9 protein-coding genes are annotated in these 14,342 nt (G+C 71.3%); 4 read left to right on the plus strand and 5 right to left on the minus strand.

Features of this window, described 5'->3' with window-relative positions; genetic code table 11:
• A partial coding sequence (locus J0911_RS08850) for a carbohydrate ABC transporter permease (protein WP_207275019.1) occupies window positions 1–899 on the minus strand: 899 nt, incomplete at its 3' end.
• A 154-nt stretch (window positions 900–1,053) separates the two neighbouring features.
• Entirely contained in the window at window positions 1,054–2,340 is a 1,287-nt protein-coding gene (locus tag J0911_RS08855; RefSeq protein WP_207275104.1) for an ABC transporter substrate-binding protein, read from the minus strand.
• Window positions 2,341–2,821: 481 nt separating this feature from the next.
• Here J0911_RS08855 and J0911_RS08860 point away from each other — a divergent pair, with 481 nt between their 5' ends.
• Entirely contained in the window at window positions 2,822–4,363 is a 1,542-nt protein-coding gene (locus tag J0911_RS08860) for a ricin-type beta-trefoil lectin domain protein (protein ID WP_307864992.1), read from the plus strand.
• On the opposite strand, the gene J0911_RS08865 is transcribed toward J0911_RS08860, so the two are convergent.
• Window positions 4,356–7,208, minus strand: coding sequence for an FtsK/SpoIIIE domain-containing protein (locus J0911_RS08865; RefSeq protein WP_207275107.1), 2,853 nt, complete (start codon window positions 7,206–7,208; stop codon window positions 4,356–4,358). The two genes, J0911_RS08860 and J0911_RS08865, sit on opposite strands and share 8 nt — an antisense overlap.
• Window positions 7,209–7,490: 282 nt before the next feature.
• On the opposite strand from J0911_RS08865, the gene J0911_RS08870 reads away from it, so the two are divergent.
• The 3 genes from J0911_RS08870 (at window position 7,491) to J0911_RS08880 (ending at window position 12,139) form a co-directional block, all read left to right on the plus strand.
• Window positions 7,491–8,303: an ABC transporter ATP-binding protein gene (locus J0911_RS08870; protein ID WP_192862968.1), complete on the plus strand. Its 813-nt coding sequence runs from the start codon at window positions 7,491–7,493 to the stop codon at window positions 8,301–8,303.
• Window positions 8,300–10,936, plus strand: coding sequence for an ABC transporter permease (locus J0911_RS08875; RefSeq protein WP_207275110.1), 2,637 nt, complete (start codon window positions 8,300–8,302; stop codon window positions 10,934–10,936). Before J0911_RS08870 ends, J0911_RS08875 begins: the two co-directional genes overlap by 4 nt.
• 162 nt (window positions 10,937–11,098) lie before the next feature.
• Window positions 11,099–12,139, plus strand: a complete 1,041-nt coding sequence (locus J0911_RS08880) for a zinc-dependent alcohol dehydrogenase family protein (RefSeq protein ID WP_207275112.1) — start codon at window positions 11,099–11,101, stop codon at window positions 12,137–12,139.
• A gap of 26 nt (window positions 12,140–12,165) precedes the next feature.
• Here the strand turns inward: J0911_RS08880 and J0911_RS08885 are convergent, their stop codons facing one another.
• Together J0911_RS08885 and J0911_RS08890 are read right to left on the minus strand one after the other, a co-directional pair.
• Complete coding sequence (locus tag J0911_RS08885; protein ID WP_207275113.1) at window positions 12,166–13,524, minus strand: sensor histidine kinase; 1,359 nt, start codon at window positions 13,522–13,524, stop codon at window positions 12,166–12,168.
• A 4-nt stretch (window positions 13,525–13,528) separates the two neighbouring features.
• The gene (locus J0911_RS08890) at window positions 13,529–14,212 is read right to left on the minus strand and encodes a response regulator transcription factor (RefSeq protein ID WP_192862964.1); all 684 of its coding nucleotides are present in this window, start codon (window positions 14,210–14,212) and stop codon (window positions 13,529–13,531) included.
• Window positions 14,213–14,342: the final 130 nt, after the last annotated feature.

Raw genomic sequence — 14,342 nt, forward strand, 5'->3', positions numbered from 1 at the left:
CGCTTTTCCTCCCGGTGGGTGTGGATGAGGTAGGGGATGATGATGGCGGCGACGATGATCAGGAGGATGGCGCCGACGGCGGCGGCGTTGGCGTAGTCGAAGCTGGATTTGAAGACGAACATGTCCACGGCGGGGACTTTGGTCTGGTAGTTGGCTGGTTTGGAGATCGACATGATGAGGTCGAAGGATTTGAGGGACATGTGTCCGATGATGATCAGTGCGGACAGGGCTACCGGGGACAGTTGGGGAAACAGGACGTGGCGGTAGAGCTGGAGTTCGCTGGCGCCGTCCATGCGTGCGGCTTCGCGTAGTTCGTGGGGGATGCCGCGGAATCCGGCCAGGAACAGGGCCATGACGTAGCCGGACAGTTGCCAGATGGCGGGGATGGCGATGGCCGTGATGCCGAGGGTGACGTTGTTCCACCAGTTGTTCTGCAGGAAGTCCAGGCCGATGATCTGGAAGAGGCGGTTGAGGCCGGAGGCTTGTTGGTCCTGGTTGGAGTTGAGCAGCCAGCGCCATACGACGCCGGAGGCGACGAAGGAGACGGCCATGGGGAACAGGTAGATGGAGCGGAAGAAGCCTTCGCCCTTGACGGGTTTTTCCAGGAGCCAGGCCCAGCCGAAGCCCATGAGCATGGTGCCGGCGAGGAACACGCCGGTGAACAGCAGCAGGTTGGTCAGGGAGTGCTGGAAGTCCTCGCTGGCCAGGAGGGTCAGGTAGTTGTCGAACCAGACGGTGACCGCGGGTTGCTGGCCGGTGGCCTGGGCCGCGGTGTGGTTGTCGGTGAACGACATCTGGAAGTTCGCCGCGATCAGCCCGTAGACGAACACCCCCAGAAGCAGCAACGAAGGAGCGAGCAGAAGCAGGGCAGGCCCCACCCGCCGCAGGGTCTTGGACATGGGTTTCCTCGAAGGTCGATGCACCCGCCACGAAGCCCGCCGGGGAAGGCCGCGGCCGGGCAGGACCTCCGGGCGCCGTCGTGGGAGCCACCCGGAGGTCCTGCGCCGCCGTGTTACGCCCGGCGGGCTTGCGGGTCGTGCTGGGTCGGTCGTCTCAGCTTTGTGTGGCTGTGGCGAGTTCGGTCTGGAAGGCGTCCAGGTCGGAGGCGCCGGTGGTGAACTTGCTGGTGGCGTCGCTGATCGCGTTCAGGGTCGCGACCGGGGTCGCGGCGCCGTGTGCCAGGGAGGAGACGATGGTGTCGTTCGCGAACGACTCGATCGCGCCTTGCTGGTACTCGGAGAAGTCCGCGGGGTCGGCATCGGTCCGTGCCGGGATGGAGCCCTTGGCGGCGTTGAACGCGGTCTGCCCCTCCAGGGACCCGATGGTCTCCAGCCACGCCTTGGTGCCCTCGGGGTGGGGCGCACCGACCGGCAGGGTGAAGGAATCGGCCAGGAAGTCGAACGTGCCGGCAGTACCCGGAGAAGCAACGGCCACGAAGTCGGTGCCCAACTCCTTGTCCTGCTCCTCGAACGCGGCCACCGCCCAGTCACCCATGATGTTGAACGCGGCCTGACCATCGATGACCTGCTGAGTGGCCTCCGGCCAGTCCAGACCGTCCCGGTCGGAGTTCGTGAACGACATGATCGTCTCGAAGTCCTCCAACGCACCGGTCACCTCATCCGAGGACCAGTCCGTCGACCCGTCCCACAGACCCGAGTACGCCTGCGCACCCAGATCGGCCAGCAGCACCGTCTCCAGCAGATGCACCTGCGTCCACGTGGTCGCCACCGAGATCGGCGTCACCCCCGCCTCGTCCAGCTCCTCCAGATCCGCGATGAACGCATCCAGGTCCTCGTACTCACCCGAGGGATCCAGCCCCGCATCCTCCAGCACCGCAGGATTGGCCCACAACACGTTCGCCCGGTGAATGTTCGACGGGATCGAGTAGATCGCCCCGTCCTCGGTCGAGAGCCGCTCCACCAGATCCGCCGGGAACGCGTCCGTCAGCCCGAACTCCTCGTACAGACCCGACACGTCCTCGATCTGAGCCGCATCGATGTAGTCCTGCAACTCCGCACCCGCGTGAGCCTGGAACGTGTCCGGCGGGTCCTGCGCCTGCAGACGCGTCTGCAGCAGATCCTTCGCCGCCGACCCCGCACCACCAGCCACCGCACCGTTCACGAACTCGATGTCCGGGTGCTGCTCCTGGAACACCCCCACCAGAGCATCCAACCCCGCCTTCTCCGAACCCGCAGCCCACCACGTGAACACCTCCACCTGATCACCGCCACCCTCGGAGCCGGCATCACCAGAACCACTACCGCCACCACACGCCGCCAGAACCATCCCCAGCACAGCGGCCGAAGCCACCACACCGGCCGACTTTCGATCTACTCGCATTTCGAGCCTGAGCCTTCCTAGGTCGTTCGCAGATGTGCTCGCCGGAGGGGCCGGCGCACGATGTCGTGGCGCCCCGCACCGCCGGCGAACGGTCGGGCCCGTGAGCCCCGTGACCTGCCTTCCATGCAACGGGGGTGCGTGCGGGGTGTCAATCGGTGGGGATTTTTGACGCCGGACCGTGACCTGTTGACCTCTCGCCAGGGCCTCACCAGCGCTTATGCCCGGGTTCGTCCGCCCGTGACGTCGTGACTAGGTGGTTCCCACATCTTCGCTTGGTTACTGTTCAGCAACGGATCAGTCATCACTAGCATCGCGGGTGGCCCTCATGCGATGCGGGCGATGTTGCTCGCATCGTCGGTGCGCGCGTGACGACGTCGTCACGTCCGCGTGCCGTGTTCCTCACCCACACCCCGGCTCCGGCCGGGCCCCATCGAGGGAGTAGCAGATGCTCAGATCGTCGAGAAACTCCTATCGCAAGCCTGTGACAGCGCTGACGCCGTGGGCTGTCGCGACCGTACTCGTCGGCGCCACACTCGTCGGCGCCCCAGCCACCGGTGCCGAACCGGCCGAGCCCGCTCCGGCACCCGCGCCGGGCCTGACGGGCATCGCGCCGGAGCAGGTCGAGGCGTTCGAGCGGGATCTCGGCCTCACGCCCGAGGAGATTCCCGCACGGCTCGCGCTGGACGCCGGCGCAGCGGGCCTGGAGAAGCACTTCGCCTCGTCGCTCGGCGACGACTACGCGGGCACCTGGGTGTCCGAGAGCGGTGACGCTGTCCACGTGGCCGTCACGACGAAGGCCGCGGCGAACGCGGTTCGCGAGACGGGTGCCGAGGCCGTCGTCGTGCGGCACGGACTCGACGACCTCACGCGGTGGAAGGAGGCGCTCGACGACATCGGAGCGCCCCGGTCGGTTCACGCGTGGTACGCCGACCCGGAAGCCAACGAACTCGTCATCGAGGCCGCCGACGCCGACGCCGCGCGTGCTCTGGCGAAGTCGGCGGGCGTACCGTCTGGTGTCGTGCGGGTGCGGCACTCCGAGACGGCTCCCGTACCCGCGCGCGACATCGTGGGCGGCAACGAGTTCCACCGGCCCACCGGTGACGGGTTCGTGACGTTGTGCTCGATCGGCTTCGCCGTCGCGGGCGGATTCGTGACGGCCGGCCACTGCGGGAACACGGGCGACGCGGTCAACGCGCCCGACGGTGCCGCGCTCGGTACGTACGCCGGCTCCCAGTTCCCGGGACGCGACTGGGCGTGGGTCAGGACCAACAGCAACTGGACACCGACTCCGGCGGTGAACAACTACGGGGGCGGCACGGTCGCGGTCGCGGGCTCGAACGAGATGCCGATCGGCGCCTCGGTGTGCCGGTCGGGCCGTACCACCGGCTGGCGCTGCGGCGTCATCCAGGAGAAGAACGTCACGATCAACTACGGGAACGGCGACATCCCGGGGATGGCGACCGGCTCGGCCTGTGCCGAGGGAGGCGACTCCGGCGGCTCGGTGATCTCGGGTGACCAGGCGCAGGGTGTGACCTCAGGCCGGATCGGCGACTGCTCGAGCAACGGCCGGTTCATCTACCAGCCGATCAACCCGATCCTGGCGAACTACAACCTGAGCCTCACCACCACCGGGGGCGGCGGGGGCGGCCGAGAGATCGTCGGGTACGAGGGCAAGTGCATCGACGTGCCCAACTCCAACTTCTCCGACGGCGTGCCCCTGCAGATCTGGACCTGCAACGGTACGGGCGCCCAGCGGTGGACGTTCCACTCCGACGGCACGGTGCGTGCCGGTGGCATGTGCATGGACCTCGCCTGGGGCGATCCCACGAACGGGACGACCGTGCAGATCGTGAACTGCAACGGGAACGTCGCGCAGCAGTGGGTCCTGTCCGGGGCCGGTGACCTGGTGTCGATTGCCGCGAACAAGTGCGTGGACGTCCAGGGCTGGAACGGCAACGACGGCACGAAGCTCGTGATCTGGGAGTGCCACGGCGGCGCGAACCAGAAGTGGTGGCTCAGGTGAGCGCCGGGTCGAGCACGACCTGACAGAGCACCGGGCCGGTAGGACCGCACCACACGGCACGCCCTGGGACGCCTCCCGAACCCGCGACGGTCGCGGGGGCTCCCAGGGCGACGTCGTCCGCGCGGTCGCGGCTCAGCATCACGAGACGTGGACCGACGCCCAGGGAGTGGACGACTCCGGGGTGGCGCGTGGAGACGGCGACCGGTACGCCGGAGGGTGGTTCCCAGCCCGGCCGGACCGAGCGAACGGCCTCCAGATCGTCGACGAGCAGGAGATCGGCCTCCGGGGCGGACGGCGAGCCGGGCGTGACGGTTCCCACTCTCATGCCGCTCATCCGCGCCCCGTGCGCCAAGGCGGCCAGCGCGGTGGAGCGGCCCGATCTCGCGCGGCCGAGCACGGCGAGGTTGCCGTCAGCGGGGTCCCAGCGGATCGCCGTGCGGCGCTGCTGGCCCGGGAGATCGCCGAGCGCGAGCAGGAGCCCGGGCGCCGGCCGGTGTTCTGCAGAGGCCAGCTCGGCATGAGTGACACGCTCGGGAAGCGGCGGCTGCCAGAGCGGGGCGTGGGCCGCGGGACCACCGTAGGCCGTGCGGATCGCCGCGACGAGATGGGTGGGCCCCAGGGGCTCGGCACGAGACCGGCGCGTTCCGGACGGTGACATGGTCGTGGACGCCCTGTCCGCCCTCTCGTCGCGGCTCCGCCCCCACGGCGTGGCTCGCCGGACCGGCGCAGTGGTCTCGCCCGGACCGGTGTGGGCGCACTGCAGCGCGACGGGGGAGCTTGACCCGATCCGCAGGATCGCCCGTCCAGGGCGAGCGACGGGGAGCGACGCGGCATCGGGACAGTCGACCACGTCGCGGGACTCGAGCGGATCCGTGACGCGGAGGGCGAGCCGCGCGGTGACGTTCGCACGTACGTCGTTGCTGACGGCTCCGGCCGGTCGCTGGGTCGCCAGGACCAGATGCACACCGAGCGATCGTCCCTGTGCGGCGATCCGGGCCAGGTCGGGAAGCAGGCCGGGCAGCTCGTCGGCGAGGGCGCGGAACTCGTCGACCACGACCACGAGGCGCGGCATGGTGCCCGCTGCCAGCGCCGCGATATCGGCGACGCCATGGTCGGCGAGGACCGTCTTGCGGCGTCGTAGTTCGGCATGTATTCCTTCGAGCGCCCGTGCCGCCAGCACCGGATCGAGGTCCGTGACGTGTCCGACGACGTGCGGCAGATCGGTCAGAGGGCCGAGCCCGGCACCGCCCTTGAAATCGACGAGGCCGAGCATCAGCCGGTCGGGCGGGTGCTGCAGGGCGAGTCCGAGCACGAGGGCGCGTAACAGTTCCGACTTGCCGGAGCCCGTGGTGCCGGCGACGAGGAGGTGCGGTCCGTCGGCCACCAGGTCCCATGTGACGGTGCCGGTCGTGGTGCGGCCGAGGGGTACGGCCCAGCTGCCGCCGCGGTGGCCCGTGACGCCCGCCGCGACACCGTCGAGGTCGTGCAGGCCGCCGAGCGGGACGTCGTCCGGCAGGTTGCTCACGGCGTCCGTGGGACGGGCGGCACCGCTGAGCGTGGCCGGCGTCCGGCCGAGGTGCCGGGCGCCGGCCAGGAGCCGGGCGTAGTGTTCCGCCCACTGCGTCGTCACGCCGACGAGCGGCAGGGTCCGTCGGCCTCCCTCCGGTCCCGTGACGTGGATGTGGCGGTCCCGGACGGTGATGACGGTGCGGCATCCCGCGACGGCACCGAGGACGACTGCGACGGCGCCCCGGGCGACCGCGCGACGCGCGGTGGCATGGTCGTCGGGCGAGCCGTGGTCGACCACGAGGACCGGGCCGACGGGGAGGTCGTCCGTCTCGGTGCCGCTGAGTCCCGGGCCGGTGAGTCCCGTGCCGGTGAGGCGGGGAGCGCGGCCGGCGAGAGCCGCGTCCGGCTCTGCCGGGAGCATGGCATGGTCGGCGGCGAGCCAGCGGCACCACGCCCAGTGGTGCGTGGCTCCGAGCACCAGCACCGGCCGCCCGTGTACGAGGAGGTCGGCGACGACGGCACGGGCCACGGCGCGCGCGGGATCCGGTGCGCCGACGACCGCCACGGACCCGTCGCCCAGGAGCTCGTCCCACATCCCGCCGGGCCAGCCGGGACGGGGCCCCGCCTTCGACCAGGCGGACCGGGCCGCGCGCCAGGTACCCGGCGAGGCCTGGTGGGCGGCGACCGCGAAGGCGAGCAGCGCATCGGGTCCCGCTCGGTAGGCCTTGCCGGCGAGCGCGCCGGCCGTTCCGGCCGGTGCGCTGCGTCGCCGGAGCACCTGGGGAAGCACCGCCGCGAGACCCAGCAGCGCGAACAGGGCGAACACGGGCTGTCGCAGAACGACGGCCACGCCGACCGAGGCGAGTACGGGCAGGAGGCTGAGGAGCCACGTCACGTCGGCCGATGATCGCGGGGGAGCGAGGACTCTGCCCGCACCACCGCGCCGCAGGCGCAGTCCGTGACGGCGCCGCATGCCGTGGCCGCTCCGGTCGATCAGGCGTCGGACATCACGGACCAGTCCTCCGGTGACGGGGAGGAGGACACCCGCCGCCGCTCCTTCGGTCCTCGTCAGCATCCACGACGCGCGGAGCACCGCGGCGGCGGCCGGTCCCGGCGCCGGGACCGGCCGCCCGGCCGCCAGCGTCGCGCCGGGGAGCAGTGGCCGTTCTCCGGCACGGCCGTCCTCGGGGACGGAGGCGCCGTCGGCCAGGAGGGCGCCCCGCAGCAGCTCCGGGCGGCGGAGAAGTGCGGCGAGCGGCTCTCGGAAGGTGGCGGGGGAGACGCCGTCGGACAGTTCGACGTCCTCCCCGGGGTGCACGGTCACGCGGACGGTCATGGCGTCCACGTTGCCCGACGGCTGTCGCGGGCGAGCGGGCCGTCCCGCGGCCCTGTGCACGACCGGTGTTCTCCACCGGCTTTCGTCCGCGTCACCGCCTGCGACCTCGGTGGTCGGGGAAGACCCCGGGTCGTCGGACCCACGGACTCAGGGTGGCTGTACGACCTGGGTATGACACAGCGTCCGCACAGGACCATCCTCTCGCACGACGCGGGACCACCGGCCCGATCCGTAGATTCCGAGGTGTTCTTGAAACATCCCTTCGTTCCGAGGAGAACTTCCGTGGACACCACCGTGTACGTCCCCGTCGACGGCACCCGCGCCGTCCGGGCGCGTGACCTCACCAAGACCTATGGATCCGGGGAGGCCGCCGTGCACGCCCTGGCGGGTGTCGACGTGGACTTCGCCGCCGGCGAGTTCACGGCGATCATGGGCCCGTCGGGTTCGGGCAAGTCGACACTGATGCATCTGCTCGCCGGCCTCGACACGGCGACGTCGGGGCAGGCGTTCGTCGGGACCACCGACGTCACCGCCCTGAACGACAGCGCCCTGACGAAGCTGCGCCGCGACCGTGTCGGCTTCGTCTTCCAGCAGTTCAATCTCCTGCCGATGTTCACCGCCGAGCAGAACATCACGCTCCCCGTGGAACTGGCCGGCGGCACGGTCGACCGCCAGTGGTTCGGCACCCTCGTCGAGACGCTCGGTCTGACCGAGCGACTGACGCACCGTCCGGCCGAGATGTCCGGCGGCCAGCAGCAGCGCGTCGCGATCGCCCGCGCGCTCATCGCGCAGCCCGACGTCGTCTTCGCCGACGAGCCCACCGGTAACCTCGACTCCCGGTCCGGCGCCGAGGTGCTGAGCTTCCTGCGCCGCAGCGTCCGCGAGCTCGGCCGCACGATCATCATGGTCACGCACGACCCCGCCGCCGCGGCCTACGCCGACCGTGTCGTCCTGCTCGCCGACGGCCGGATCGCGGGTGACATCAGCGACCCGACGCCCGAGTCGGCGCTGGCCGGCCTGGACGCGCTGCGCACGCTGGAGCCGAACGTGTCGACGGGCACCACGCCGGTCGTTCCCGGGGCTGGTGCGCGATGACCACGACCACGACGACTTCGTCCACCGACGCCCCGGGCACGTCGCCCTCCGGCGTCGCCGGTTCGCCCCCGAAGCGCAACGACCTGCCCACGGTCCGGTACACGATGGCGCAGATGCGCCGCAGCGCCGGCCGCCTGACCGCAGCCGGGATCGCGATCCTCATCGGCACGGCCTTCGTCGCCGTGACGCTCCTGGCCGGCAACGTCATCACCCGCGCCACCTACGACACGATCGCCGCGCGCTACGCCGACGCCGACGTGCTGGTCACCACCTCCGGCAACGACTGGCGGGAGGACGTCGAGGCCGTGCGCGGCACCGAGGGCGTCGTCGCCGCGGACGCCGTCCGGAGCGCGTACCTGAACCTCGCCGAGAACGGCGAGTTCGCATACGCCGAAGGCGTCGCCCGTCCCCAGGACGACCGTCTCATGCCGCTCGACCTGACCGAGGGCAAGTGGCCGTCCGAACGCGGCGAGATCGCGGTGCCCGACGGCGTCGCCGAACGGCTCGGCGTCGCGGTGGGCGACGAGATCGACATCCACCGCTGGGTGCAGACCGACCCCGAGACCGGCGACGGCGAGGAGGTCTCCGAGCCCGTCCGCGTCGTCGGCGTCACCGAGGACCCCTACGGCGCCTACGCCGCGAGCGGCGGCGCCGTCGTGGCCACGGCCGCCGACATCGAGGAGTGGGGTGACGAGCCCGTACCGGGCGATCCCTTCGAGATCGCCGCCGTTCTCGACCCGTCGGCCCTCGCCGGCGGTGAGCCCACGCAGGCGGTCCGTGACGCCCTGAACTCCGCGGTGGTGAGCGACGGAGACCACTCCGTCGTGACCGTGGACGAGCACGCCCAGCGGGTCAGCGCGGAGCGGACCGGGGGTGAGGACCTGGTCTTCCTGGTCTTCGTCCTCACGTTCGCCGCCGTCGCCCTCCTGGTCGCCGGCCTCGTCATCGCGAACACCTTCCAGGTACTGGTCGCCCAGCGCACCCGGACGCTCGCGCTGCTGCGCTGCATCGGTGCCGGGCGAGGCCAGCTCTACCGGTCCGTGCTGCTCGAAGCCGCCGTCCTGGGCGTGCTCGCCTCACTGGGCGGCGTGCTGACCGGCGTCCTGCTCGCCCAGACCGCACTGTTCGTCGCGCCGCAGTTCGACATCGGGGTGCCGCTGCCCACCATCGTCAGCCTCACCCCCCAGGTCGTGCTCATCCCGCTCGCGGTCGGTACCGTCGTCACCCTGGTCGCCGCGTTGGCCCCCGCCAGGAACGCCACGCGTGTCGCACCGCTCGCCGCGCTGCGGCCCGCCGAGACCCTGAGCGTGCGCAAGGGCGCCGGCCGGGTACGGGCGATCTTCTCCGCTCTCGCCGTCCTCGGCGGTTCCGGTCTCGTGGGCCTCGGGGTCTACCTCGGCGCGGACGGGCGGGTCGACCTCGGGCTGGCGGCCACCGTCCTCGGCGGGGCGCTCTCGCTCATCGGCATCATCGTCGGGACGGTGTTCTGGCTGCCGAAGGTCGCCGCGTTCCTCGGGGCGATCGTCGCACGCACCGGGCCCGCCTCCCGCCTGGCGGCCGCGAACACGCTGCGCAACCCACGCCGTACGTCGGCCACCGCCACGGCGCTGCTCATCGGCGTCACGCTCATCATGACCATGACCACCGGCGCCGCTGCCGCCCGGAGCACCGCGGACTCGACCCTCGACGAGACGTTCCCGGTGGACATCATGGTCATGCCCGGGTCGAGCGACGTCCCGGCCTCGGCGGTGGACGACATCGCCGGTGTGGAGGCCGTCAGCACCGTCACCGAGGTGTACGCCGCGGACGCCGAACTGCCCGGTGGGGAGTACCTCTACCTGCAGGCCGCCGACATCGAGGACCTGCGCGGCACGGTGAACGACGAGTCCGCCGCCGACGGCCTCGAACCGGGCACCGTGCTCCTCAGCGAGGGGCAGATGGAGAACCTGGATCTCGCCGAGGGCGACACCGTCGACGCGACCGGTACCGGTGGCGAGACCGTGCCACTCCAGGTCGTGGAGACCAGCAACGTGGGTCTCACCAGCTTCGTCACGCTCGGTGACCTCCGCCGGCTCGATCCCGACGCGGCGCTCGCCGGGGTGTGGGCCTCGCTCGCCCCGGAGGCCGAACCCGCCGACGCCCTCGCCGACGTCCAGGACGCCATGTCGGACGACGGTGTGTTCGTCACGGGTCCCGCCGCTCAGCGCGCCCAGTTCGAGCAGGTGATCAACGTGATGCTCGGGATCGTCGTCGGTCTCCTGGCGGTCGCGGTGGTGATCGCGGTGATCGGCGTCGCCAACACCCTGTCCCTGTCCGTGATCGAGCGCCGGCGCGAGTCGGCGACGCTGCGGGCGATCGGCCTGAGCAAGTCGCAGCTGCGCGGCATGCTCGCGGTCGAGGGCATGCTCATCGCCGGGGTGGGTGCGGTGCTCGGTATCGTGCTCGGTCTCGCCTACGGCTGGACCGGAGCGCTGACGGCGCTGTCCATCATGGGCGAGGTCTCGCTCACGGTCCCGTGGCTCGATCTGGGCGTCGTCCTGGTCGTCGCGGTTGTCGCAGGCCTCGTCGCGTCGGTGGCCCCGGCCCGCAGCGCCCTGAAGGCGTCCCCGGTGGAGGCCCTCGGAGCGGAGTGACACGCCGTCCGGACCGGGAACCGCCGAGATGGTGACCGGACCGGGAACCGCCGAGGTGCGAGCTGCCGCGCAGCACGTACCTCGGCGGTCCTCGTCGTGGGGCCGGCTTCGGCGCCGGTAGCCTGGGTGGTTCATTCCGCGAGCCGTCCAGGAGAGTCCGCGATGCGCGCAGTGATCTTCGACGCCGTCGGCGCGACGCCCCGGGTGCGGGACGTTCCCGAGCCGGTTGCGCCCGACGGTGGCGTCGTCGTCCGGGTCGAGTCGACCGGGCTGTGCCGCAGCGACTGGCACGCCTGGGCGGGCCACGACGACATCGCCCTCCCGCACGTGCCCGGCCACGAGCTGGCGGGTGTCGTCACCGCGGTCGGCACCGGTGTCGAGCGCTGGGGCGTCGGCGATCGCGTCACCGTCCCGTTCGTGTGCGGCTGCGGACGGTGTGCCTGGTGCGCCCAGGGCGACGCGCAGGTCTGCCCCGACCAGGAACAGCCCGGCTTCACCCACTGGGGATCGTTCGCCGAGAAGGTCGCCCTGCACGCCGCGGACACCAACCTGGTCGCCGTCCCCGACACCGTCGGCCTCGACGCGGCCGCCGCCCTCGGCTGCCGCTTCGCCACGGCCTATCGCGGCCTCGCCGGCCGTGCCGCCGTCCGCGAGTCCGAGTGGGTCACCGTGATCGGCGCGGGCGGTGTCGGACTGAGCGCCGTGATGATCGCGCGGGCGCTCGGCGCGCGCGTGATCGCCGTCGACCGTCACCGCGAGGCGCTCGACGCCGCCCGGTCGCTCGGCGCCGAGCACGTCGTCGTGTCCGACGGCGTGACCCGGGTACCCGACGCCGTCCACGAACTCACGAGCGGGGGCAGTCACGTCGCCGTCGACGCCGTCGGCGGGGAGCGAACCTGTGCCGACGCGATCCTCAGCCTCCGGCGACGCGGCCGCCAGGTGCAGATCGGGCTGCTACCGCCCGTCGACGGGCACCCGCGCGTCCCGATGGACCGCGTCATCGGGTGGGAGCTCGACCTCCTCGGCAGCCACGGAATGTCGGCCGCCGACTACCCGGGAATGCTGGCGCTCATCGGCCAGGGCCGGCTCCGCCCGGACGACCTCGTGGAACGGGTGATCGGCCTCACCGAGGCGGCCGACCTGCTGCCGCGCTTCGACAGCGCGACCGTCGCCGGGATGACGATGATCCACCCGGGCGGGTAGCGCCGGGGCCCTTCCCGAGTGATGCCTCAGCCGCGGCCCCAGCGGCGGCGCCTGCCCACCTCCGCGGAGGACACCGTCGATCCCACCGGCAGCACCGCCTGAGGGTCGTAGGTGCGTGGCACGCCCGCGAGGAACACGGAGAACACCGGAGGTGTGCGCTGGCTGAGTTCCAGGCGCCCGCCGTCGGCCGCGACGAGGTCCCGCGCGAGCGCCAGCCCGAGGCCTGTGCCGTTGCCGGAGGTCACGCCCCGTTCGAAGATCTGGCCGACCATGTCCTCCGGCACGCCCTCGCCCTCGTCCGTGACCTCGACCGCGACCATGCCGCGCGTGCCCGACGGGCGCGACCGCAGGGTCGTCGTGCCGTCCCCGTGTCGTAGCGAGTTCTCGAGCAACGTCGACAAGGTCTGAGCGAGTGCGCCCGGAGTGGCGAGCACGCGTTCGCCGTCGGGCTCCTCCACGACGAGCGTGCGGCCCTCGGACTCGAACGTGTCGCGCCACTCCTCGTGCTGCTGCCGGAAGACGACCGCGAGGTCGACGGACTCGGTGGTGCCGCCCTGCGCCTTGCGTGACCGGGCCAGGAGGTCGTCGACCACGCCGACCAGCCGCTCCACCTGTTCCAGCGAGATGCGCGCCTCCTCCTGCACCTCGGGCTCCGAGGACATGAGGGTGATCTCCTCCAGTCGCATCGTGAGCGCGGTGAGCGGAGTGCGGAGCTGGTGGGAGGCGTCGGAGGTGAACTGCCGTTCGACGGCGAGGCGGGCCGCGAGGCGGTCCGAGCTCCGTGCCAGTTCGGCCGCGACGAGGTCGATCTCCTCCACACCGGACGGCTCGAGCCGGGGCCGGACCTGTCCGGCGCCGAGCTGCTCGGCGGCCCCGGAGAGGTAGACGAACGGGCGGGACAGGCGCTCGGCCTGCCAGGCGGCGGTCACGGAGCCCGCGGTGAACGCCGCCGCGCTGCCGACGAGCATGAGAAAGACGAGCTGACCGGACTTGATGTAGGCGGGCCAGGCCGAGACCTCGATGCTGACTCCGACGAAGGGGCGGGTCTTGGTGGCCCAGGCGGCGTCGATCACGGGGCCGGTCGGCGCCTCCCCCCGCGAGAGGAGAGTTCCGTTGGGCAGGCTGACCGTCACGTGCGCCGGCGTCTCGGTCTCGGCCGGCTGCACGGCCTCCGCGAGGAGCGCCTCGGGAAGCTCGCCCTCCTCGTAGGAGGCACGGGAGACCTCACGGGCGACGTCCTCAGCGAAGGTGACGGCCCGCTGCTCGATGCGCTTGACCTCGGTGTCGTAGACGAACCGGGCGCCGAAGATGGCGAAGGGAACCCCGAGCAGCAGAACCGCGACCGCGACCGCGACCATCGTCGCTTGGACGATGCGGTGGCGCATGTGGCTAGCTCGCTCCGATCTCGAAGCGGAAGCCGAGGCCGCGCACCGTGGAGACGTAGCGCGGGGCGTTCGCGTCGTCGCCGAGCTTGCGGCGCAGCCACGACACGTGCATGTCCAGGGTCTTGGTCGAGCCGACGGGGTCGGAGCCCCACACGTCACGCATCAGGGTGTCGCGGACGACGACGGAGCCGGCGTTCTGCACGAGCACCCGGAGCAGGTCGAACTCCTTGGTGGTCAGATGCAGCTCACGATCCCCCTGGAAGGCGCGGTGCGCGGAGACGTCCACCCGCACGTCCTGTGCGTGCAGTTCCTCCTCCTCGCCGGTCTCGCCGTGCGTCCTGCGCAGCAGCGCCCGCACGCGCGCGAGCAGTTCTGCGAGGCGGAAGGGCTTGGTGACGTAGTCGTCGGCGCCGGCGTCGAGGCCCACGACGAGGTCGACCTCGTCGGCGCGAGCGGTGAGAACGAGGACCGGGACCGTCAGCCCGCTCCCGCGAATCTCCCGCGCGACGTCCAAGCCGTCCATGTCGGGCAGGCCCAGGTCCAGGACCACGATGTCCGCGCCGCTCGCGTGCTCGATCGCACCTTTGCCGGTTCCTTGCGCGACGACGTCGTAACCTTCACGGGTAAGCGCACGCGCCAACGGCTCGGCAATGGCCGGGTCGTCCTCGGCTAGGAGTACGTGAGTCATTCCGCCATGGTAGGGCATAACGCGCGTCCTGGCTGCCATGGGCAGGGGTACATCTAGTGGTTTGACGAATCGGTTCGGCGACTCGTTCGGCGAACCCGCCACGAACCGTACGAATCATCCCCGTGTCCAG

The organism is Myceligenerans salitolerans (assembly GCF_017349295.1).
Taxonomy (GTDB): Bacteria; Actinomycetota; Actinomycetes; order Actinomycetales; family Cellulomonadaceae; genus Myceligenerans; species Myceligenerans salitolerans.

Coding starts and splice junctions, on each gene's coding strand:
- J0911_RS08880 (WP_207275112.1), top strand. CDS start 11,099: ATGCGCGCAGTGATCTTCGACGCCGTCGGCGCGACGCCCCGGGTGCGG.
- J0911_RS08875 (WP_207275110.1), top strand. CDS start 8,300: ATGACCACGACCACGACGACTTCGTCCACCGACGCCCCGGGCACGTCG.
- J0911_RS08890 (WP_192862964.1), bottom strand. CDS start 14,212: ATGACTCACGTACTCCTAGCCGAGGACGACCCGGCCATTGCCGAGCCG.
- J0911_RS08885 (WP_207275113.1), bottom strand. CDS start 13,524: ATGCGCCACCGCATCGTCCAAGCGACGATGGTCGCGGTCGCGGTCGCG.
- J0911_RS08855 (WP_207275104.1), bottom strand. CDS start 2,340: ATGCGAGTAGATCGAAAGTCGGCCGGTGTGGTGGCTTCGGCCGCTGTG.
- J0911_RS08865 (WP_207275107.1), bottom strand. CDS start 7,208: ATGACCGTCCGCGTGACCGTGCACCCCGGGGAGGACGTCGAACTGTCC.